Here is a 22,140-nt window from a genome sequence, read left to right on the forward strand (position 1 = left end):
CCCGTCGGATCAGGTCACTGCCTGCCGGGTCTGATAAACCGGATTGTCCCAAAGCCGGTCGCGCATCACCACCTCAATGTGATCCACAGCGGCCCGTACATCCGCCTCATCGAGATAAAGCGGCGTAAAGCCGAACCGCATGATGTCCGGGCTGCGGAAATCCCCGATCACACCACGCGCAATCAGGGCCTGTATCGCCGCATATCCATGCTCGAACGCGAACGACACCTGACTGCCCCGGTGCGCCGCCGCGCGCGGGCTGGCAAGGGTCAGCGCGGGCACCCGCGCCTCCACCTCAGATATGAAGATCTCTTGCAAAGCCACTGACGCAGAACGCAATTCAGAGATATCCACAGCTTCCCAAACGTCCAGCGCCGCCTCAAGCGCCGCCATCTGGATCACCGGCGGCGTGCCAACGCGCATCCGCCCCACGCCCGACGCCGGGCGGTAGTCGAGATCAAAGGCAAAAGGCGCATCATGCCCCAGCCAGCCGGCCAGAACAGGCTCCACCCGGTCGGCCAAATCCTTGCGCACATAGATGAACGCAGGCGCACCGGGTCCGCCGTTGAGGTACTTGTACGTGCATCCAACAGCAAAGGCACAACCGCAACCCTCAAGGTCCACGGGCACGGCCCCTGCGGAATGCGCAAGATCCCAAACCATCACCGCCCCCGCATCCTGCGCCTGCGCGCTGATGGACGCCATGTCGTGCATCCGGCCCGTGCGATAATCCACCTGCGTCAGCAGAACCACCGCCACATCCGCATCAATTGCGTCCGCCACTGCCGCGGGCTCCACCAACCGCAACTCATACCCCCGGTCCAGCGCCTGAATCAGACCCTGCACCATGTAGAGGTCGGTGGGGAAATTGCCCCGGTCGCTCAGGATCACCCGCCGCTCCGGCACCATGTTCAACGCAGCTGCCACCGCCTGATAGACCTTGACCGACAGCGTATCGCCCATCACGACCGTCCCAGCCGGTGCGCCAATCAACCGACCGACTCTATCGCCAACGCGGGCGGGCTGTTCCATCCAGCCTGCGGCATTCCAGCCCCGGATCAGCATCTGCCCCCATTCGTCCTGCATCATCGCAGCCACGCGCGCCTGCGCAGCCTTGGGCAGCGGACCGAGCGAGTTGCCGTCCAGATAGATTACCCCTGTGGGTAAGTCGAAAAACTCTTTCTTCAGAACCACCTGCACACCTTTTCGCATGTTGCGGGTCAACAGGGACGCACGTGGCCCACACATCGACCGCCGCCTGGGAAACCCCGTCTAATCCAGTCGAAAGTCCGGCAAACTGTCCAGCGCGCTCTTGAGCGCGTCGCCCCAGCCTTGCGAAATTTCCGTGAAATACGCGTTATCCGCCTCGATCCTACCGGTCTGGCCTTTGACAAGGCTGCCTTCTTCGTAGGCGTGAAAGTCAATCGGCATCCCCACGGTCAGGTTCGCCTTGAGGGTCGAATCAAAACTCACCAGCAACAGCTTGATCGCCTCTTCAAAGGCCATCGACGCGTCATAGGCCCGCACAAGGATGGGGCGGCCGTATTTCATCTCGCCGATCTGGAAGAATTGCGTGTCCTCCCCCGCTTCGATGAAGTTGCCTTCGGGATAGATCAGGAACATGCGCGGCGGGCCGCCTGCGATCTGCCCCCCCATGATCATCGTGGCCCCGAAGGCGTCGGCTGATTGCCCCGCCCCCGCCTGATCGGCGATGACTTCGCGCAGCGTGTCCGCAACCAGCCGGGCGGCCTGAAACATCGACGGCACCGACAACAGCGCCGGCGCGCGGTCGTCGGGTGCTTTGGACCGCTCTTCCAGCAGGCTGACCACCGCTTGGGTCGTGGCGAGGTTGCCCGCCGTCATCAACGTCAACATCCGTTCGCCCGGCACTTCCCAGTGGAACATCTTGTTGAAAGTCGAAATGTTGTCGAGCCCGGCATTGGTGCGCGTGTCCGACATAAAGACGAGGCCCCGATCCAGAACCATCCCAACGCAATAGGTCATGCGGTGCCTTTACTGCTGTGCCACTTCGATATCGACGCGCAGCGTCTCATCCGCGCCACCGATCCGTGTCCCGGTTACAGGAGCAGCCTCGTGGTAGTCCAGCCCTGTTGCGACCCGCACATAGCGTGTGTCGGGCGAGATGCTGTTGGACACATCAAAGCCAACCCAACCCAGCCCGTCCACATGCGCCTCCGCCCATGCGTGCATCGCATCCTGCGCCAGCCGGTCGTCAAGCATCAGGTAGCCCGACACATAGCGCGCAGGAAACCCCAGTTCACGGGCTGCTGCAGCAAAGATGTGGGTGTGGTCCTGACAGACGCCACGCCCTTCTTCGATGGCCTGCTCGGCGGTCCAGTCGGGATAGGATGACCCCACTTCGTAGGCCACCACATCGCGGATTGCCGCCATCAGCTTGTGCAGCTTGTCGAGGTCGCTATCGGCCTCGCGCGCGGTGCGCACAAGCGCGCGTACTCCTGGCCCCACATGGGTCAGCGGGGTGGATCGCAGATACAGCCACAGCGGCGACGGCCCCTTGTGCTTGCCCATCACGCCCGCAGTGTCGTCAATTTCAACCACACCGGTCGAGGTGACGACCACTTTGGTCGCCTGCCGCTCAAAGCTGATCAGTTCGACCACATTGTTGTGGTGGTCCTCGAACGAAACCTCCTTGGCACCGCCTGCGACATCCGTTTGCCATTCCGTCACGGTCTGACCCCACGTGGATTTCGGCGTCTTGCGCAACTGTTGCAGACCATAGGCCACCGGGTCTTCAAAGCTGTACGTGGTTACATGTCGGATGTTCAAACGCATGGCTTACCCCGAGAACCGGTAGTCGATTTCGATTTGGCGCCCCAACATGCCAAGGCGCAGCAAAACATCCTGCAAGTATTCGTGCAGGCCACGATCAAAGATCGCGTCGATATCGGTGCTCATGCAGTGCTCGGCCAGCGCTTCTGCGTGGTCAATCGCCTCGCCCCGAAACCCGTAATCGGAGATCAGATAACCAAGATTGTCGAGGATCTTGCCCACACAGAAGGCGAGGCTGCGCGGCATCCGCCGGTCGAGGATCAGGAACTGCGCGATATCGCGCGCGCCGCCCGCGTTGCCAAAGGCCATACGGAACCCGCCACGGGCCGACACCGACGACAGGATCGAATCCCACTGCACATTATCGATGGACGATCCCACCGACATGGCCGACGGCAGCAGCACATAGTATTTGACGTCCAGAATGCGTGCCGTGTTGTCACCCCGTTCCAGAAAAGTCCCCAACCGGGAAAAGTCATAGATGTCGTTGCGCATCATGGTGCCGTGGGTCGCCCCGCGCACAAGCGCCGTGTGTTGCCGGATGGAGGCGAGCACTTCGGGCAGGTCGCGGTCCTGCACCTTGCGGGCCAGCAGCTTTTTGATGGTCATGTAAGCGCCATTGGTCGCTTCCCAGACCTCTTCGGTCAATGCGGTGCGCACCTCGCGCCCGTTCTGGCGTGCCGCCGCCACCGCCGACAGGACCGACGAAGGGTTGTCGGGCGACCGCAGCAGCCAGTCAATGGCCAGGTCACGCGTTACCGCGTCGTGCATCGCGTCATAGGCGGGTGCGCCGCCTGCTGATTGTAGCACAGGCCGCCATTCATCGTCCGACACGCCCGAGCGCGTCAGGGCGATGCGCTGGCCTGTCTCGATCAGGCGCGACGTGTTTTCCGCCCGCTCAAGATAACGGTACATCCAGAACAATCCATTTGCGGTCCGTCCCAGCATCAGTCGTCCAGCACCCAAGTGTCCTTGGTGCCGCCCCCTTGGCTGGAGTTGACCACCAATGACCCTTTTTTCAACGCCACACGGGTCAACCCGCCGGGCGTGATATTGATGCCTTGCGGGCTCACTTGCACAAAGGGGCGCAAGTCGACGTGGCGCGGGGTCAGCCCCGCCCGGTTAAAGATGGGCACCGTCGACAGGCTCAGCGTCGGCTGCGCGATGTAATTGGCTGGCCGCGCCTCGAATTTCTTTCGGAACTCGGCGATGTCCTTCTTGGTCGCAGTGGGCCCCACGAGCATCCCGTACCCGCCCGAGCCGTGGACTTCCTTGACCACCAATTCGTGCAGATGTTCGCGCACATAGGCAAACGCATCGGCCTCGGCACAGCGCCATGTGGGCACGTTTTCCAGCAGCGGACGCTCGCCCGTGTAGAACTCAACAATATCCGGCATGTAGCTGTAAATTGCCTTGTCGTCGGCAATGCCCGTGCCGGGGGCGTTGGCAATGGTGATGCCGCCCGCGCGGTAGACATCCATGATGCCCGGCACGCCCAACTGGCTGTCGGGACGAAAGTTCAGTGGATCGAGGTAGTCGTCATCCACGCGACGATACAGCACGTCGATCGGTTTGTATCCGCAGGTGGTGCGCATCGCCACACGCCCGTCGATGATGCGAATGTCCTGCCCTTCGACCAGTTCGACGCCCATCTGATCGGCCAGAAACGCGTGCTCGAAATAGGCGGAGTTAAATATCCCCGGCGTCAGCACCGCAACAGTGGGCCGACCGGTCGTCATCGTTGGCGCGCAGGCCGCCAGCGATCGGCGCAGGTCGGTGGGATAGTTCGATACCGGACGCACCTTGTTCTGGGCAAAAAGCTCGGGAAACATGTGCAGCATCGTCTCGCGGTTTTCGAGCATGTAGCTCACGCCCGACGGCGTGCGCGCGTTGTCCTCAAGCACATAGAACTGGTCCTCGCCCGTGCGGACAAGGTCAATGCCAACGATATGCGTGTAGATGCCACCGGGTGGGTTCACACCACACATCTGCGGCAGAAACGCGGCGTTGCGCTCAATCATCTCTGCGGGGATGCGGCCTGCGCGGATGATCTCCTGCCGGTGATAAATGTCGTACAGAAACTGGTTGATGGCGCGCACGCGCTGTTCGATCCCGCGGCACAGTTTGCGCCATTCGGCACCGGACATGATACGCGGGATGATATCGAAGGGGATCAAGCGTTCTTCGGCCTCGTCGCGGCCATAGACGTTAAAGGTGATGCCCGTCAGGCGAAACAGTTCTTCGGCTTCGCGTTGTTTGGCACGAAGCCGCGCCGGATCCTCGCCTTTGATCCACCCGTCCAGTTCGCGGTAAGGTCCCCGCACCTCTTCGGTGCGGCCCCACATCTCGTCGAAATGACGTATCTCTGACATGCTCCGACCCTAGACCAGACGTGGCCAAGGTTACAAGCAAACAGCGGACCGGCCTTGCGAAACCGGGCAAAATGCCAAAATTATCAGCGATTTGATGCGAGAAGTTCAGGTCGCACACGCTTGCGTTCGCGCGGCGCAGCCCGTGGTCGACAATGGTCGGCCCGACCCCGGCGTATGCGGGATCAGGCCAGAGGTTCAGATCACGACCGTGACGGATAAATCCCCTCAAGCGCGATGCACACTGTCATCGCCAAGAAAGGCTGTTCGTTCGTCGCAGATAGCGCGCCGCCGCTGTTGGAGATCGCAGCGCTGGATTCAAATTCAACCGACCCATCGCCCATTTCGACGGGCGGAGTCGACGCGTCCGCATAGATCGAAGTGCCCGACGGGAACGTCGAATAATACGCGTTCGCCGGGTCCGTCGTGCTGGGTGCCGCGGCGCTGGCAACTGTGTTGCCCCGGATATCGCCCGTGACGCTGTGGGTGTGGTTCGCCATGGTCGTGACGTTCATCGTGGTTGTGGTCGCACCGCCGACCTGGCCCATGGTCCGCGTGGACAAGCCCGGACCGTTGCCATAACCGACGCTGCCCCGACCGTTCAGGTTGGGCAATCCCATGGTGGTGCGCCCGTCCCCGCCGTATATCGTTCCAATCAACGAAAAGAGCGCGGTGTGGCTGGAAATTTGCAGAAGCTGACCGTTTGCCGGAGCCCAGCCACGCGGGCAAAAGTTTTCGCCAAAGGTCTGGATCGTGCCGATGAACGGGTTTGCACCCGCGGCAACAGGTGCCGGGGCAATGCTGGCCGCAAGTGCAGCCGCCGCGATAGTCGAAAGAATGTGTTTCATAACGTTATCCTAAGTCTCGAATGCTGCTGAGGGCTTCAGTTGCGGCTTGGGTAAATGCCAAACAGTGCGACACAGTACCGGTGCACCAGAAACGGAGCCATGTTGTTCTGTTGCAGGTTCTGGCCACTGTTGCTGAGCCGGGTTGTGCTCACGTCAACCGTAATGTCACCATCTGCCATCTGAACAAGGTTCGTCGCATCCGTGGTATACGCGCCCGTACCTGACAGAACACCGATGAAGTTGCCCGTTGGGTCACCGGAGGAACTGGCCGACGTGCTGGCCGCCATACGCGCGCTCAGGACACCTGTCACGCCATGCGAGTGCTGCGGCATGGTGTTTTGCGTGGCTTGTGTCGTCTCCTGCCCGGTCTTGGCACCCAGCCGATATGTGGTCAGGCCCGGCCCGGTGCCATCATTGATCGGCACTCGCCCGCGCAGGTCCGGCAGGCCAAAGGTCGTACGACCGTCGCCGCCATAAATCGTCCCATAAAGCGAAAACAGGGCGTCATTCGATGACACAGCCAGCAACTGACCAGCCGCATCCGCCCATCCGCGTGGACAAAAGTTGAAACCAAATGCGCGTATTTCCCCAACAAAGGGGTCGTCTGCGTAAACGGGCGCAGCGGGCGCCATATAGGCTGTGACGGCGGCTGCGATTGCAATAATACTCTTTTTCATTTCCGTAATTCCTTTTCTCGCGCCAATCAGTTCCGCGACGGGAACAGACCTTGCAAAGCGATGCAGTGCGTCAATGCGAGGATGGGCTGAATGTTCGTTTCTGCTTGGCTCGCGCCAGAGTTGGTCACGGTGATGTTTTCCAAGGTCAAATTCACCGACCGGTCGCCCATCAACGTCTCAGAGCTTTGATCGGTGGCATAGATTCGCTGCGAGGCAGGAAATTTCGCCAGCGTCTTGCCGGTCGGATCATTCGAGCTTGGCGCGTTGGAAGACGCGCGCACATCCGCAGTCGGAAGGGCCGTAATCATGTGGTTGTGCGTGGCCAATTGGGTCTGGTTCAGGTTTACGGTTTCCGTACCCCCACGTTGCCCCCAAGTGTAGTCCGTGCTGGTCCCCGACAATACGCCGGTGCCGACCACATGGCGCGACCGCAGGTCAGGCAGCCCAAAGCTGGTGCGCCCGTCGCCGCCATATGTCGTGCCCAGCAGCGAATAGAGCGACTGGTTCTCGTTGATCGGCAGAATCTGTCCGTCCGCACGCGCCCAGCCCCGTGGGCAAAAGTTAAAGCCGACAATCATGATATCGCCGAGCATTGGATCTGAACCGGCCTGCGCTGGCGCTGCTGGCGACAAACCCGCCAAGGCCAACGCCAGAATCCCCGTCTTAATCAGTTTCATGATGAAATCCTTTTTCAAAAGTGTTGGTTCCACAGTCTGAGCTTAACCACAGGTTAAGTTCTCACAAAGACAGAAATTTTGCGTGGCAATGTCTGAATTTACTAGACACATGTTTTATATAATAAAATTCAGCGTCCAGGTGCGCGACAGCACCTTCGATCACCGCCTATCCTCATCCCTGACGGGAATCGTCCAGTAACCAAAGGTTGAATGTCATTTTTGGCCATCTCAACCCTGACTCCGCGTTCATATTTTGTTAATACTTGGGTCATTGCACCAGCGTCCTCAGTTCGAGGCGCGCTGCCGGAATAGAGATGTCAGTCAAGACCATTGCCATTATGCAGCCCTATTTTTTCCCGTATCTCGGATACCTGGGTTTGATGGCACATGCGGACGAGTTTGTGGTTTTGGATTGTGTGCAGTTCCCCCGTCGCGGTCGGGTGCATCGGTGTCAGGTGCCCGGACCACACGCGAGCGAACGCTGGCTGACGTTGCCCGTGGCCCATGCGCCGCAATCGGCCCGCATCTGCGATATGCAATTCCAGTCGGACGCCGCCCGCCGGTGGCAAACGCGACTGACACTGCACCCGTGGGCGCAGAATGGCACGGGTTCTGCGTGGACCGAAACGCTTCTGGATCTATTGGTGATCCGGGGCGCATCCCTTGGTGACTATCTGCTGGAACAACTGGTGTTCCTGCGCGATGCACTGGGGCTGAATTGCGCGATCACGCGCAGTTCAGACCTTGGCATTGATCCCGCAAAGCGCGGGTCGGAACGCTTGGCAGCCATTGCAGGCGCGCGTGGTGCCGCACGTTACGTGAACGCGCCGGGCGGTCGGTCACTGTATTGTGCAGATCAATTCGCGCAGCACGGCCTCGATCTTGCGTTTCTGCCCGACTATACGGGTCCGTTCAGGCATTTGCTGCCCGCCCTTATGCGGGACGATATTGGCCATATGACACAAGACCTCGCACGCTACGCGGCAGAACCGCTTGTCAAGGCGGAGGGTGCCAATGCCTGACAGCTCACAACTGGTCACACGCATTCCCGTTCTGCGCCCCGAACTGCCGACGACGGACGCATTGGTGCCCTATCTGCGCAGCCTCGAAGACAGTCGCATTTACACCAATAACGGACCGATGGTGCTGCGGCTTGAGCAACGGCTGAGCGCGTATTTCGGCCAGCCCAAGGGGGGCGTGACCGCTGCCGCATCTGGCACTGCCGCGCTGATCGGCGCCATTCTGACCAAGGCGGGCCGGGCCACCACGGGCAAGCCCATCGCGCTTTGCGCATCCTTCACCTTTGTTGCGTCGGCCACGGCTGCACAGAACTGTGGCTATGCTCCGCATTTTGTCGACATCTCACCTGACCACTGGGCGCTCGACCCGGACAGCCTGCACAACCATCCACGGCTGCACGAGGCCGGGCTTGTGGTTGTCACCGCCCCCTTCGGGCGGCTGGTCGATCTGGCCGCGTGGGAGGCGTTCGAGGCGCGCACCGGGGTGCCGGTTGTGGTCGACTGCGCCGCCGGGTTCGATGTCATGGTGCGGGCAAACGCGCCTCTGTCGAAAACCATTCCGGTCGCGGTCAGCTTTCACGCAACCAAGGCCTTTGGCTGCGGTGAGGGCGGCGCGGTGTTCAGCGCCGATCCGGACTTTGCCTTGCGGTGCCACCGGGCCGTAAACAACGGATTTCTGGGGTGTCGTCAGGTGATTGGCGACAACACCAACGGCAAGATGAGCGAATACCACGCCTGTGTCGGTATGGCCGAACTGGACCGCTGGGCGCACAAGCAGACGCGGTACGAGGCGATGGCGACCACATACCGCAACGCCTTTCGCACGGTCGGACTGGCTGACCGCATCCATGTTGGGGGCGAGGTGTCTGCCGTCTATGCGCTTTGCCACTGTCCGGACGCGATGAGCGCAGAGACGCTGCGCATGGCGTTGGCCTATGACGGCTATGAAACGCGGTTTTGGTATGGTGCAGGTCTGCACGCCGAACAGGGGTTCGGCCCTTACACACATGACCCGATGCCAAATACCGACACGCTCGCCTCGCAACTGGTGGGTTTGCCGGCCTATCTCGACCTGCCCGACGCAGAGATGGAGCAGATCGCAGCCACCGTGGCCCGCGTGATCTAACCCAGCAGCCGCCGGGCAAAGCGACCCGCCGCACCGCGCAACGTACGCACCGGGCTTTGCTGCACGAAATCGCCTGCCCCGATATCCGTCAGAACGGTCGCGCCCGCGCCGATGATACTGCCCGCCGCGACAGTCCGGTTGTCGATTACCCCGCTTTGCCCGCCGAAAAAGCACCCCTCCCCCACGTGACACCCGCCTGCGATGCCCACCTGAGAGGTGATGAAACAGTGATCCCCGATCACGCTGTGGTGTCCGATGTGGTTGTTGCTCCAGATAACGACGTTGTTGCCGATGCGGGCAAAAGGCTGGATGACGTTCTGTTCAAGGATCAGACAGTTCTCTCCGATCTCTTCGGTATAGACATGCGCCGCCGGGTGCACAAAACTGAGGAATTCATAGCCGCGCGCCTTGCCTTCGAGATAGCGCGCCCTGCGGAACCGATTGAGGTCGCGGTAGCTGATCGGACCAAAAAGAAGCCCATCCGTTGGCTTGAAATGCGTCTCCAGCGTTTCCCAATCGTACACGGGCCGCCCCATGCACGTGGTCTGACCGTTGCGGTAGGCCGCATCAATCACATAGCCCGCCACCTCATGCGCGCTGTCACGTTCAAGGTACACCGTGACCGTCTGGGCCAGTTGTCCCGTACCAAAAAGAATGACTGACGCCATCGCACCACCGTTTGATCAACCGGCGTCAGGCCGCCGGAACATCACTGTCCCTGACAGGGGCCACGCCGTAAAGGCTGATCCCGTCGCGGGCGGTGTTGGCCGCCTTGCGGGTCAGGGTGTAATGATGCCAGTGCAAGGCGCAGAGCGACAGAAACGCCTGTAGGGACATTGCACCGCGCGGCATCATTCGGAACTGGCGCGCATACATGGCCGCACCCGCGCGCAGCATATCCTGTCGGTGCATCGCCATCCCAAGCCGCACGGCAAGCGTGGCACTGGCCCAAAACCCCTTGACCACGGCACCCAACCGCGCGCCTGTGCTGCGCAGTTTTATTCGTTGTTCCAACAGCTTGGAGGGCGGCGTCAAATTGCGCCGCACACGCCCGAAAAACGCGTCCGCCTCATATAGTTGTCGTTGTATCTCCGTGCAGCCTGACACCAGTTGGTCCCGCGTCATCCGCGCTGGTTCAAAATTGCACAGCGGATCATCGGGGCGCAGCCTGTTGGCCGCGTTCAACCGGTCGTGCAACGGGGTCTTTGGCAGCGCGGTGAGCGTGCCAAGGGCCGCCTGCCCGATATTGTTGTCCTCAATGAACCGCAGCTGTTCATCAAAGATGCTGTCGTCATCCTCGTCAAATCCCACAATGAACCCGGCCGACACCACGATGCCCGCATCACGGATACGCGCCAGTTTGTCCGCCATCGAATCGCCTCGGATGTTTTGCAGCTTGCGGGTCTCTGCCAGCGATGCCGCGCGCGGGCTTTCGATGCCGATAAAGACATCGCGGAAATTGGCCCGGTACATCATGTCGAGCAGATCAGGATCATCAGCAAGGTTCAGTGTCGCCTCGGTGCTGAGCGTCAGCGGATAGCCATGACGTTCCTGCCACGCGATGATTTCCGGCAGCAGCTGTTTCACGGCCACTTTGTTGCCAATGAAATTGTCGTCGACGATAAAACAGGTGCCAAAGCCCGCCTGCCGGACCCGCTCCAGTTCCTCGATCACCTGTGCTGGGGCCTTGACCCGCGGGCGGCGGCCAAAAATCACGATGATGTCGCAGAATTCGCAGGTAAAGGGGCACCCGCGCGAATATTGCAGGGACGCCGCGACATAGTGCTTGCTTTGTGCCGTGTCGAACTGTGCGGGCGGCAAGGTGGTCATGTCGGTGGCGTCGGCCTGTTCGTATCGTCCTTCGGGCGGTCCGCCTTGGGCCAGCGTTTCGATATAGCCGGGCCATGTGGTGTCCGCCTCGCCCACAAAAACTGTGTCACAGAGCCCGTCAAAGAACCCCTCGTCAATCGAGGCATAGGGCCCGCCCACGATGACCTGCGCATCATGGCCGCGCAGACCCAGCAGGATTTCCCGCATCCGGTCCCGCTGTACGATCATCCCGGTGAGGCCAATCACGTCAAATCGCTTGAGCGCCTCGAAATCTATCGGCTCGACAGCCTCGTCGATCAGCGTCACTTGATGCGGCTCTGGCACAAGTGCCGCCAGCAACGGCAGTCCTCCTGTCATCATCCATGCCCGTTTGTCCCCCGGCATCAACGGAAGTGCGTGTTCGCGCCCCCAGAATGACGGCTCGAAACGTGGACTGATCAAACAGATCGACAACGCCTTCAAAGCAACGTGCTCCGTCGTTTTGTGCAGTGGCGCGAACGCCCCAAATTGCGGTCCAAAAACCGCGTCCCCCCGGACAGTCAAAGTTTAGTTCACAACGGGGTGCTGCGCAAATTATCCCGACGAAATACAACCGAATAGGCCAGTATTTATGGACATTTAAGGAGCGAACATGTGAAAGGGGGTGTATGAATTCCCGCTGGCGTAGAATGTCGCGGATCCTTGAGGTCCCAAGCGATCATCCATGGTGGGTGACACATGCGCAAATGCCGACGGTGACCAAGGTGAACGGCGCCCATTGGCGAATCTGTCTGGCCGGGCGTGACGTGCAAAACCGTTCCAATATTATCGTGGCAGATGTCGATCCGACCCAAGGCATGAAAGTGCTGTCGGTCAGCCAGGATTTGCCGTTGGCCTTTGGCGGGCCCGGCGCGCTTGACCGGGACGGCGTGGGTGTCTCATGCGCCATTGACCATGAGGGCGCGCAGTTGTGGGTTGGCGGTGGTATGAATGTGCGCGATCATCCGCATTACAGGATTTCGACCTTTTGGCTCAGCAGCCCTGATGGCGGGCGCAGTTTCCAGAAACTGGCCAGACCGCCGATCCTGGTCGCGGGTGACGACAACCCGCTGGGCGGCGGCATCGCGGATATCCTGCGGATCGGCGGGCGCTGGCACATGTGGTTTACCAGTATGCGCAACTGGCGCAGCACCAATGGTGGCCCGTCCGAGCCGACCTATGACATTCGCCATGCCGTTTCGGACGATTTGCAGCACTGGACACAAGACACCGCACCGGCCATCGCACTCGCCCGCCCGCGCGAGGCTGGCATCGTGCGGCCATGCGTTCTGTCGACCGCAGACGGCTTTGAGATGTGGTATTCCGTCCGCGGACCAGAGCACCGAACAGACCCTGCCAGCCGCGCCTACCGCATTGGGTATGCCACGTCTTCGGATGCAGCCGCTTGGACGCGCAGGGACACCGGTTTCAGCTTTGAAAACCCGCCGGAGCACGGCGATTGGGACAGCGATATGCAATGCTATCCGCACGTGGTCCAAGAGGACGGGCAACGCTACCTGTTCTATTGCGGGAACGGGTTTGGACGCAGCGGCATCGGCTATGCCGTCGAGGTCGCGGCGGATTGAACGCACAGTCCGTTCAGTCGGCCGCCTCCGCAGGATCGGTGGCAAAACCCAGGCGACGCAGGTCCCGCGCGGCCTCATCCGCGGTGCTCCCAAAACGTGCCGGGTCCACCTGATCAGCGCGCGTGACGCGCCCTTGCCGCAGCAGTTCTGCACGTGTGGCATCGTCCACCACCTGACGCTGATACTCTGCGGCTATCGCTGCGGTGTCCTGATCCGCTTGAGCCGCCCAGCGATTCCATTGCCACCCCCCCGGCGTCAGCTTTCGCACAGATGATGTGATGTCGCGCAAAAACCGGGCCTTGCCCGCAAACCGGGCCTCGGTCGTGAACCAAAAATGCACAATCCAAGCCGCGTTGGTCGGCTCAGAGGCCAGCACCTGCCCCGCCTCATCCACGCCCCGGTGCCCCCCGGCGTCAAAGCGCGTAATGGCAGCGGCGCGCGCGATGGCCCGTGGGGCCACATGCGTCAGGATCAACGGCACATCTTCGTTCTGACCTAGGCGGACAACATCGTTGGGAAAGGGTCGCGACACCACCTGCACGGCGGCCAACAGTTCGGGATCATGGACAAAATCGCTTGGGTCCGCGCCATCTGCGGGGATCAGCGCATTGACCCGATTAAACTGGATTTCATCCGCGTTCGCCCCCGCACAAAGCGTCTTTAGATCGCCACCCGACACCAAGACAAACTCGTCCGCGTCGATCCTTATGATCCAATCCGCGCCAAACAGGGACTTGGCCCGGTCAACGATCCCTTCCCACACTGTGTAGGGATGCGGTGGGTTGGGGCCAAACACGACGTCCTCAGACAGAAACGTAATGTCGAAACGCGGATCGTCACAGTAACGGCGCAACACGTCAGCGGTTGCATCCCGCGAGGCCGTTTCGACAATCACAAATGCATCCACGCCATGCGCCAAGGCCTGTTCGATCGCAGCGGCAACCAAGCCTTCCTCATTGCCGACAAGCATCGTGCCAACCAGTTTCACGCGGTCCCTCCCGGCGACTCACTTTGCCCGTTTTTGCGGGCAAAGGGCGTGCGCCCCATCTTCGCAGACGCGCGCGTCAGCCGCGCACGTCACAGCCTAACAGGCACCCGACCCGCCCCGAAATACAACCAGTTCGCGTATCCGAAAGGTTAAATTTCAGCAAAATTTCGTGTTTATTTCAGGCACTCGCGGACAGAACTTGGCAAGTTGTAATCAGCGCTGCCGGGTTTGGTAACGGTGGCGCAGGGTGGCAACTACGGGAAAACGCCATGTTCGTCTGGGTAACAAGTGAGCGCGAAAGCGGCGCATTATCGCAATGCCGCACCGAGATTATTTCATCGGGACCCGTCCGCGCAGTTACTGATTGACGCACCGAAATTGGGGCTGCGGTTTCTCTCCCGTCCGACGCGTGAGTGGCGCATTGGGCAACGAATACCGCAGCCTCAAGATCCGCCTGACCCCTCCCGACCATTTTTTGAACGCAGTGCTGGGGCAATACGTTCAGTTCGGGTGGCCGGTGATGTTTGGCGGATTGCGCCGCACTTGATGCGCACTCTCATCAGGTGCGGTGCAGCTCATAGCGTTGGGCCGCGCCCAACAGTGATTTGCAACCGCAATACATTGCAGCACAACATAGCCATGGGGCCCTTTGTGGCCCCATTTGGCATGGGACACAGTCATTTGCCACATATTGAATTCTATTGGGAAGGATAGATTATGGACGCTCCACAACAGCCGTTTCCCGGCGCACAACTCAACCCGATGCTGACAATCAGTATGCCCGCCAAGGCTATTGTTGCGCCCGATGGCGATACGTTGAAAGCCTCGGACGCGGTCAACTATCCTGTGGGCGATCCTCCAAAACCCATCACATTGAAGCCGGGGCACAAACTGTTCCGCGTTTACGGCGGTCCGGCGGGCGAGATTGGCGGCTACTGGTCCCCCAACCCACCGGCACCGGACATGACCGTGGGTGAGTGGCGCAACATCAACGCCGTCTTGCCCAGCTGGAATGACGGCGCCTTCGTCGCCCAACTGACGGTCAATGACGGGCACAGCCTGCCCGCATGGGTTGGCGGCATCTGGTCTCAGGCCGCGAAGGTGAACAAAAAGATCGTGCCCGGCTGGTTCCTGAAGGGCGGCGGCACGCAATATCACTGCGACACGTGGGCCTCGACCTTCAACGCGGCGGTGACCATCACCAAGATCGGCGATACGCCTTGGACGACAGGTGCCGCGCCAACCGCGCCCAGCCCGCAACAGGACGTGCAATTTGCAGCGACCTCCGGTGATCTTGATCCGGGCAAGGCCGAACATGCGCATGTCGGTCATATCGTTGACCTTGCCCATGCTCTGCGCAGCACGGCGCACGGGCTGACCTCCGGCTCGACCGAGGCAGCGATCATGGCACATGCCGCCAACGAAGTGATGGATGACGCCAATGCGATTGTGGCGCATCTCGATTCGGATCAGGGTTTGGTGGCCCATGCCATTCTCGGACATTTGGGCCTAACGCGGGCCATTGATCTCGCCCCCTCATGGCCCGGTGCCGCCGCCGCCAAAGCCAAACTGGACAGCGCCGTGATGAGTGCGGCGCGCATCAGCGGCGTGTCGCATTAGGCCTGCGCACTGCCGTCGACGAAAAAACCAGCGCGCAACCATGTGTCTCTGACCTTTGCGTCTGTCGTCCATGGCGGGGTCATGTCTGCCGGGACAGCACCATCGCGCAGCATCGCTGCCAAAAAGCCGTACTGCGATGCCGTCAGCGGTGCCATATGCGTGATGTAGTTCCGGCGGATCACGGCAATGCAGCTGTCTGCCGGGTGCGGGGGCTGCGGCGCAGCTTCGGCCCGGACGGCTAGGTAGTATTGCGCAACCGGAAACCTGTAGCGTGCCACAGACAGGCTGGGGTTCAGGCGCAGCGCCGCGTCAGTCGTCTGTGCGGTGGCTGTGGGCAGGTCTTCGGCACCCGGCCCGTCAAAGGTGACAAAAACCGACCGCTCGAACCGGGCGAGATCGACGACAAAGTCGATCCAGACCTCGCGATCCGGCGCGTCACGGTCAGGCCGGTGCGCTTCCAGAAAATCGGCAAAGCGACGCCCCAGATCATAGAGCGTGTAGCTCTCCGGCGGGGCATCCCGGACATATTCCGACACAAAATCGTTGAACAGCCCAGCCCCCAGCGCATGGCAAAGCGCCGGGAACTGTTCGCGCATACAAGACGCGATCCGCAGCCGGTAGCTTTGCTGGTAGATTGCCAAGGATTGCGCAGCCGTCAGCCGCGGGTTCGGCGTCAGCAGCGCGGCCGCGTCGGCGGGATCCGCGTCTTCGGGGCGCAGCAGCGCGTCATGCATCCAGCGTTGCAAATCGGGCAAGGTGCGCGTCATGGATCAAGCGATGTCGCGCTGTCCATGACCTGCGGCACAAGAAAGCTGACCGGGTTCGACACGCCGGGCTGTGCCGTCGGATGTGCGGCGGCGACAACCTCCTGAAACCCCGCCCCACCCATATAGCTTTGCGCCTTGAGCAATTCGGTATGGCAATCGCCAAAGGACGGAATGTTGCCATCCCATTCCAACAGGGTCGATACGCCTCCGGTTTGTTGCCATGCGCGTGCGTATAACGCCCAAACCTCGGGGCGGACAGGTTGATCATGCGTGTCGATGATATGCGTGCCGCAATCGGTGTGACCGGCCAGATGCATCTGCACGACCTTGTCCCACGGAAAGGCATCCAGATAGGCCGCCGTGTCGGCCCCCGCGTTGTAACAGGTCACGTAGACGTTGTTCACGTCCAGCAACAGGCCACAGCCCGTCCGGTCCGCCATTTCGCGCAGGAATTCCGGTTCGGACATGGCGTTGTCCCGGAACCCCACATAGGTGGATGGGTTTTCAAGGATCAGCGGACGGCCCAGCACCTCTTGGACCTTGTGGATGCGCGGCACGATATGGTCCAACGTGTCCGCGTTCAGCGGCACGGGCAGCAGATCGTGCGAGTTCAGCCCCATGACACCGGTCCAGCACAGGTGATCGGAGACCCATTGCGGCTGCACCTCTGCCGCCAGCGCCTTGAGCCGCGCCAGATAATCCATGTTCAGCGGGTCGGTGCTGCCGATGGACAGGGATACCCCGTGCAGAACCACCGGGTAGCGGTCGGCCACCTGACGGATCACATGGCGCGGACGGCCACCGGAATCCATAAAGTTCTCCGAAATCGCCTCGAACCAGTCCACGTCCGGCCAATGCGTCAGGATGTGTTCGAAATGCACGTTGCGGAGCCCCAGCCCAAGGCCAAGCCGGGGCAAATCCGCGATGGTTTGCCGGGTCATCCGCAGCTGCCGCCACCGGACATGCCGCTGGCCCCGCAGGCCGCATAGCTGGTACAGGACCCGCCTTCGGGCGGGGTGTTGATCCACGCGGCTGTCGGTCCGTGCGGGAAGGCCTGCGGTTGTGGGCCCACAGTTCCCCCATCTTTCTCATAAGCTGCGGCAAAGACTTTGCGCGCACGTGCCCATACACTTGTGCCACGCAGCCCCCCGGTTGTGATGAACCTTTCGGCGTTGATCGGCGTCGCACAAGAGCCCATGGACCGACAGGCGTTCAGACCGGGATTGCGAAGCTCGGATTCCGCGCCATAAAGACCGCAGCCCCCTTGGTTCGCGCAGTCATTGTTGGTGTGGCAACTGTGCATGGCGGTGGTGGCGCAATACCCCTGCCCCGCACAGGCATTGGCGTCAAAGCCCGGCGCGCCGTCCATGCCGTATTTGTCCTGACCTGCACATTTGTTCAGCCCCATGCAGGCGTGCAGTTCCTCGCCCGGGACGGGCACACGTTTGAAGTCGCTGATGTTGAATGGGGGGATCGTGTTCTTGGCTGTGTCTGTCTTGCTCATCTGACCTCTCCTTATTCCGCCGCAACCGCGCCGGTGTCGGGCGCAGGGTTGATGGGCGTGTTGCCGGCCCAGTGGTTTTTGACGTTTGGCAAATGCATCGGGCTGGTGCCGTCCGCGCCCAGCAGGCTCACCGATTTGGCCACCAGTTTGGCAACGCTGCTTTGCGCGCCAGCGTCCAAGTCCTTGGATGCCTCCACCGCACGGTGGCCCAGTTCGACCAGCGCATCGAACGCCTGCTCGCGGGTGCCGAGGCTCAGGTTTTCAAAGGTCGGCGCAACAACCTTGCCCGCAAGTGGGCCGTCCGGCATCGCGGGCAAAGTGCGCATCATCTGTATCCACTTGTCCATAATCCAGATCATCGACCGGTGCAGCGCGATGTTGAAATATTGCTGCTGGCTGTGCACCTTTTTGTCCGGGCCGATCATCTCGGGTTTCACCAGATAAATCGTCTCGGACATGATCAGCATGTACTGAAACAGACCGCTGTTGAAATCGTTGAGCGCCGCATAGGCTGCCGGGTACTGCGCGCTGACAGGGCTAGTGGGAAAATCGTAGACCATGCCCCCCGAAATCATGCTGTCTGCCGTGCGTTTGGCGTATTGGTCCTCGAGGATCTCCTCCAACTCCATCTCTTCGATTTCATCAGCCATCCACGCGGGCAGTTTTTCCTTGTGTTCGGCATATTCGACGAATTGCGCCTGCAAGCGCAGGAACTTGAAGAAATGGCTTTCCTCAGGCTCATAATTGCGCACGCCCGCCGGGCCGTCGCCCTGTTTGGCCTTGTCGGGATCGTCGATGTTGCTTTCGGCACCAAACGCATCCTTGTAGCCCTCGCCCTGCTCGCAGATGGTGTGCAAGGCGATCATTGCCTGACGCTTGTCCGACACCGTGATCAGTTCGTTGTCTTCGGTCCAGTCGCCATCCTGATCCCCGGCGTGGCTGTCAGGTTCGTCGGTATAGACCGCCACCTCTGACGCATGTGGAAGTTTCGAAGCGGTCGCGATTGCCTTGCCACTGGCGGCGGGTGCCGGGGCCGTTTTGTTGAACTTTTCCGAGGCATAGATCGTGTCGACATTGTTCGGCGCATAGTTCAGCGGCTGAATCTGCCGTGCGGCGATGCCATTGCGGAAATCACTGTCGTGAATCTTGGCGCAAGCGATCATGCAGCGGATGAACGAATAGAACTGTCCAATGGAATTCCAGTTCTCGTCCGACGGCCAGCCCAGCCCGTGCAGCATCTCGCCCAGACGATCCGTCACCTCGGCGGGGTGCTGCGAGACGTCGTCGCGCAGGTGATGGGCCACTTTCTCAACCTCATCCATAACGAGGTTGATGGGCCCTTGCGGGTATTCAATCTGGAGGAAATGCCACAGCTGTTCAAAGCTGAGCCCCTTGAGGGGGATATGCGTGTCCACGCCGCCATGTGGGCCGGGCGGACCCACGGGATTGTGGTGCGGCAGCATCGTCGGATAGCTTCCCGGTGCCGCCATATACAGCTGCGGCGGCGTGCCGGTCAGAGCAAAGTAAATATTGGAGGAGAGCGACATGTGCAGCATCTCCTCGACCGCGACGGACATGATCACCGCCCCCGCCTCATTGGCAAAGCGGGACGTGTCCGTCAGATCGCGGCCCGAATTCACCGTGCGATTGATCGAATAATAGGTATAGAGGTAGATGGGGATTGTCGCCAGTTCGACCGAAATGGCCGCTTGCAGATCGCCCTTGAGCCGCGCCAACAGCTTGTCACGATCCCCGTAAACACCTGCATTCATTGCAAAAACCATCAGGCTTTCGGCAGGGTTCAAATCAAAGTCTTTTGTGGCTTGGCAGACGTGACGCCAGTTCTCTTTCGGGTCCAAATGGGTCTCCTCCGAAAATGGTTTTGCTTTAAAAAACGTGTGGGCCGACGCAGGTAATGCAGCGGCGCACAAACAATCGCATAGGTAAAACTCGCGCTTTACGTGTATCGCCGTCAAGCCGTTCTTTAAAAAATATCTGGGGAAAACGCGGGCGTCCCATCTGCAGGATCGCAACTGTGGTTCAGGCGTTTGGGACGAGCAGTGTGACGGCAAAATCAGCATTTGGGTCGGTAAACCACTGCGCCACGGACCATCCCGACATTGCCGCCATCGCGTCAAGTTTCGCGCGGGTGTATTTGTGGCTGTTCTCCGTGTGGATGCTTTGCCCTTGGGTCATGTGAAACACCGTACCGTCCACGGCAAAGGCGATGTCTTCTCGGGCCATAAGGTGCATTTCCACCCGTTCGGCATCTGCATCCCAGCGCGCCACGTGCCGGAACTGAGCCGGGTCAAATGTCGCTGCCGCTTCGCGATTGAGGCGGTGCAGGATGTTCATGTTGAAGGCGGCTGTGACGCCTTGTGCGTCGTCATAGGCTGCGATCAGCCGGTCTGGTGTTTTGACCAGATCGACGCCAATGACAAAGCCCGCGACCTGTGGCCAATCCCGCACCCGTGCCATTAGATCAATGGCGGCCTCAGCCTCCAGATTGCCCAGCGTCGATCCGGGGAAAAAGGCCAGTTTGGGCATTTTGGCGATGGTCTCGGGAAACACCAGTGGCGCCATGAAATCCGCGGCCATCGGCGTGATGTCCAGCGTCGGGTATTCAGCGGCAAGCCCCGCTGCGATATCCGCCAGAAACGCGGCAGAGATGTCCAGCGGCATATAGCCCGACAGGGTGGGCAGATGATCCAGCAGAATGCGCGTCTTGGTGCTGGCACCGCTGCCCAGTTCCACCAACACCGCCCCCTCGGGCACAGCGCGCGCAAGCCCTGCCACGCCATCGGTCAGGATCTGCACCTCGGTCCGTGTCGGGTAATATTCTGGCAACGCGGTGATCTGTTCGAACAGAGCACTGCCCACATCATCGTAAAACCATTTTGGGTCCAACGTTTTTTGCGGCTGCGACAGCCCGGCCTGCGCAGATGCGATCAGGGCGGCGTTTTTGCGGATCGGTTTGTTCATGCTCAGACGTCCTTGGCCAAACGCAGGCCAAGCATTTGCCAACGCTGATGTGGGTAAAAGAATGTGCGGTAGCTGGCGCGCATCTGATCGCGCGGTGTGGCGCAAGATCCGCCGCGCAGCACCATCTGGTTGACCATGAACTTGCCGTTGTATTCCCCGATGGCCCCGTCCGGCGCGCGAAATCCGGGATACGGCGTGAACGGGCTTTGCGTCCAGACCCAGACATCGCCCCAAAGCGACGATCCCGGCAGCGGGCGAAAGGCCGCGTTTTCCATAAAGTTGCCGGTGACGTCGGTGCCTGTTGCCGCACATTCCCACTCTGCTTCGGTTGGCAGGCGCGCGCCCGCCCAGCGTGCAAAGGCTTCTGCCTCGTAGTAGCTGACATGCACAACCGGCGCATCAAGGTTCACAGGCTGCGCCCCGCGCAAGGTGAAGGACCACCAAACGCCGTCCTGTTCCCACCAGTAAAGCGGGTGGCTCCAGCCGTCACGGCTTCGCACGGTCCAACCTTCGGACAGCCACAGCGGTTCGCAATCATACCCGCCATCCTCCATAAAGGCGATCCAGTCGCCATTCGTTACGGCGCGATTGGCCAGCGCATAGGGTTCAAGATACGTCTTGTGCCGGGGTGCCTCGCAATCATAGGCAAACCCTTGTCCGCTGTGGCCGATCTCCATCAATCCGCCGTCATACCGGTCAAAGCAGAGGTCTGTGGGACCGCGCACCGGCATCGGCTCGGGCGGGATGTAGGCGGGCAAAAGCGGGTTATAGGACAGCCCGTGCAGCAGATCGGTCACCAGCAGTTCCTGATGCTGCATCTCGTGATGACACCCCAGTTCAACCCGTTCCAGCACGGTTTCTACATCGCCCGCACCGGACTGGACAAGCGTGCGCAGACTGTCTTCGACATGGGCGCGGTAGGACATGACGCCTGCCAGATCGGGGCGCGATATCAGGCCGCGCTTGTCGCGCACATGGCGCGGTCCGGCCTGCGCATAATATGAATTGAAGAGCAGCGCGAACCGGTCATCGGGCGACCGGTAATCAGGCAGATGTTCGCGCAGAATGAACTCTTCGAAGAACCATGTGGTGTGCGCCAGATGCCACTTGGCGGGGCTCGCATCCTCCATGGATTGCAGCATCATATCCTCTGCAGACAAGGGCGCGACCAGCGCTGTGGTCCGCGCGCGCGTGCGCTCGAACAGGTCTGAAATGGTCGACTGATCTTGGGCGGCGCGTGTGGTTGGCATGGGCGGTGCATCCTGTGCAAAGCGAAACGGTGACACCAACATATGCACGCGCGCCGGACACGCCCGGA

21 protein-coding genes are annotated in these 22,140 nt (G+C 60.7%); 4 read left to right on the plus strand and 17 right to left on the minus strand.

The window, feature by feature from the left end; all coding sequences use genetic code 11:
• Positions 1-9: 9 nt before the first annotated feature.
• The 8 genes from kynU to Q1A85_RS14465 form a co-directional block, all read right to left on the minus strand.
• Positions 10-1,212 carry a kynureninase gene (gene kynU, locus Q1A85_RS14430; protein ID WP_299690681.1) on the minus strand — a complete coding sequence of 401 codons (1,203 nt, stop codon included), beginning with the start codon at positions 1,210-1,212 and terminating at the stop codon, positions 10-12.
• 60 nt (positions 1,213-1,272) lie between these two features.
• The gene (locus Q1A85_RS14435) at positions 1,273-2,004 is read right to left on the minus strand and encodes a peptidase (RefSeq protein WP_299690684.1); all 732 of its coding nucleotides are present in this window, start codon (positions 2,002-2,004) and stop codon (positions 1,273-1,275) included.
• A 9-nt stretch (positions 2,005-2,013) separates the two neighbouring features.
• Positions 2,014-2,814, minus strand: a complete 801-nt coding sequence (locus Q1A85_RS14440; RefSeq protein ID WP_299690687.1) for a transglutaminase family protein — start codon at positions 2,812-2,814, stop codon at positions 2,014-2,016.
• Between the two features lie 3 nt (positions 2,815-2,817).
• Positions 2,818-3,759, minus strand: coding sequence for an alpha-E domain-containing protein (locus Q1A85_RS14445; protein ID WP_299690689.1), 942 nt, complete (start codon positions 3,757-3,759; stop codon positions 2,818-2,820).
• Positions 3,759-5,183, minus strand: a complete 1,425-nt coding sequence (locus tag Q1A85_RS14450; RefSeq protein WP_299690692.1) for a circularly permuted type 2 ATP-grasp protein — start codon at positions 5,181-5,183, stop codon at positions 3,759-3,761. Before Q1A85_RS14450 ends, Q1A85_RS14445 begins: the two co-directional genes overlap by 1 nt.
• A 200-nt stretch (positions 5,184-5,383) precedes the next feature.
• A complete protein-coding gene (locus tag Q1A85_RS14455; RefSeq protein ID WP_299690695.1) occupies positions 5,384-6,028 on the minus strand; it encodes a tail fiber protein in 645 nt (214 codons plus the stop codon).
• A gap of 35 nt (positions 6,029-6,063) precedes the next feature.
• Entirely contained in the window at positions 6,064-6,705 is a 642-nt protein-coding gene (locus Q1A85_RS14460) for a tail fiber protein (RefSeq protein ID WP_299690698.1), read from the minus strand.
• A gap of 26 nt (positions 6,706-6,731) precedes the next feature.
• A complete protein-coding gene (locus Q1A85_RS14465) occupies positions 6,732-7,382 on the minus strand; it encodes a tail fiber protein (protein ID WP_299690701.1) in 651 nt (216 codons plus the stop codon).
• Between the two features lie 314 nt (positions 7,383-7,696).
• Here Q1A85_RS14465 and Q1A85_RS14470 point away from each other — a divergent pair, with 314 nt between their 5' ends.
• Positions 7,697-8,404 (plus strand): WbqC family protein, encoded by a 708-nt coding sequence (locus Q1A85_RS14470; protein WP_299690704.1) that lies wholly within the window; start codon positions 7,697-7,699, stop codon positions 8,402-8,404.
• Positions 8,397-9,527 carry a DegT/DnrJ/EryC1/StrS family aminotransferase gene (locus tag Q1A85_RS14475; protein WP_299690707.1) on the plus strand — a complete coding sequence of 377 codons (1,131 nt, stop codon included), beginning with the start codon at positions 8,397-8,399 and terminating at the stop codon, positions 9,525-9,527. The genes Q1A85_RS14470 and Q1A85_RS14475 overlap by 8 nt, the downstream gene beginning before the upstream one ends.
• On the opposite strand, the gene Q1A85_RS14480 is transcribed toward Q1A85_RS14475, so the two are convergent.
• The gene (locus Q1A85_RS14480) at positions 9,524-10,195 is read right to left on the minus strand and encodes an acetyltransferase (RefSeq protein WP_299690709.1); all 672 of its coding nucleotides are present in this window, start codon (positions 10,193-10,195) and stop codon (positions 9,524-9,526) included. The genes Q1A85_RS14475 and Q1A85_RS14480 overlap by 4 nt on opposite strands.
• 25 nt (positions 10,196-10,220) lie before the next feature.
• The gene (locus tag Q1A85_RS14485; protein ID WP_299690712.1) at positions 10,221-11,714 is read right to left on the minus strand and encodes a radical SAM protein; all 1,494 of its coding nucleotides are present in this window, start codon (positions 11,712-11,714) and stop codon (positions 10,221-10,223) included.
• A gap of 311 nt (positions 11,715-12,025) precedes the next feature.
• On the opposite strand from Q1A85_RS14485, the gene Q1A85_RS14490 reads away from it, so the two are divergent.
• The gene (locus Q1A85_RS14490; RefSeq protein WP_299690715.1) at positions 12,026-12,961 is read left to right on the plus strand and encodes a hypothetical protein; all 936 of its coding nucleotides are present in this window, start codon (positions 12,026-12,028) and stop codon (positions 12,959-12,961) included.
• 13 nt (positions 12,962-12,974) lie between these two features.
• On the opposite strand, the gene Q1A85_RS14495 is transcribed toward Q1A85_RS14490, so the two are convergent.
• The gene (locus tag Q1A85_RS14495; RefSeq protein ID WP_299690718.1) at positions 12,975-13,949 is read right to left on the minus strand and encodes a glycosyltransferase family 2 protein; all 975 of its coding nucleotides are present in this window, start codon (positions 13,947-13,949) and stop codon (positions 12,975-12,977) included.
• A 717-nt stretch (positions 13,950-14,666) separates the two neighbouring features.
• Here Q1A85_RS14495 and Q1A85_RS14500 point away from each other — a divergent pair.
• A complete protein-coding gene (locus tag Q1A85_RS14500; protein WP_299690720.1) occupies positions 14,667-15,569 on the plus strand; it encodes a hypothetical protein in 903 nt (300 codons plus the stop codon).
• On the opposite strand, the gene Q1A85_RS14505 is transcribed toward Q1A85_RS14500, so the two are convergent.
• The 6 genes from Q1A85_RS14505 to egtB all read right to left on the minus strand — a co-directional run bounded on the left by Q1A85_RS14505 (position 15,566) and on the right by egtB (position 22,072).
• A complete protein-coding gene (locus tag Q1A85_RS14505) occupies positions 15,566-16,336 on the minus strand; it encodes a DNA-binding domain-containing protein (RefSeq protein ID WP_299690723.1) in 771 nt (256 codons plus the stop codon). The genes Q1A85_RS14500 and Q1A85_RS14505 overlap by 4 nt on opposite strands.
• Positions 16,333-17,277 carry a DUF692 domain-containing protein gene (locus tag Q1A85_RS14510; protein ID WP_299690726.1) on the minus strand — a complete coding sequence of 315 codons (945 nt, stop codon included), beginning with the start codon at positions 17,275-17,277 and terminating at the stop codon, positions 16,333-16,335. Before Q1A85_RS14510 ends, Q1A85_RS14505 begins: the two co-directional genes overlap by 4 nt.
• Positions 17,274-17,840 (minus strand): hypothetical protein, encoded by a 567-nt coding sequence (locus tag Q1A85_RS14515; RefSeq protein ID WP_299690741.1) that lies wholly within the window; start codon positions 17,838-17,840, stop codon positions 17,274-17,276. The genes Q1A85_RS14510 and Q1A85_RS14515 overlap by 4 nt, the downstream gene beginning before the upstream one ends.
• A gap of 11 nt (positions 17,841-17,851) precedes the next feature.
• A complete protein-coding gene (locus Q1A85_RS14520; RefSeq protein WP_299690744.1) occupies positions 17,852-19,699 on the minus strand; it encodes a ferritin-like domain-containing protein in 1,848 nt (615 codons plus the stop codon).
• A gap of 181 nt (positions 19,700-19,880) precedes the next feature.
• Complete coding sequence (gene egtD / locus Q1A85_RS14525; protein ID WP_299690746.1) at positions 19,881-20,822, minus strand: L-histidine N(alpha)-methyltransferase; 942 nt, start codon at positions 20,820-20,822, stop codon at positions 19,881-19,883.
• A 2-nt stretch (positions 20,823-20,824) separates the two neighbouring features.
• The gene (egtB, locus tag Q1A85_RS14530) at positions 20,825-22,072 is read right to left on the minus strand and encodes an ergothioneine biosynthesis protein EgtB (RefSeq protein ID WP_299690748.1); all 1,248 of its coding nucleotides are present in this window, start codon (positions 22,070-22,072) and stop codon (positions 20,825-20,827) included.
• Positions 22,073-22,140 lie beyond the last annotated feature (68 nt).

Origin of the sequence: uncultured Tateyamaria sp. (assembly GCF_947503385.1) — a bacterium.
Taxonomy (GTDB): domain Bacteria; phylum Pseudomonadota; class Alphaproteobacteria; order Rhodobacterales; family Rhodobacteraceae; genus Tateyamaria.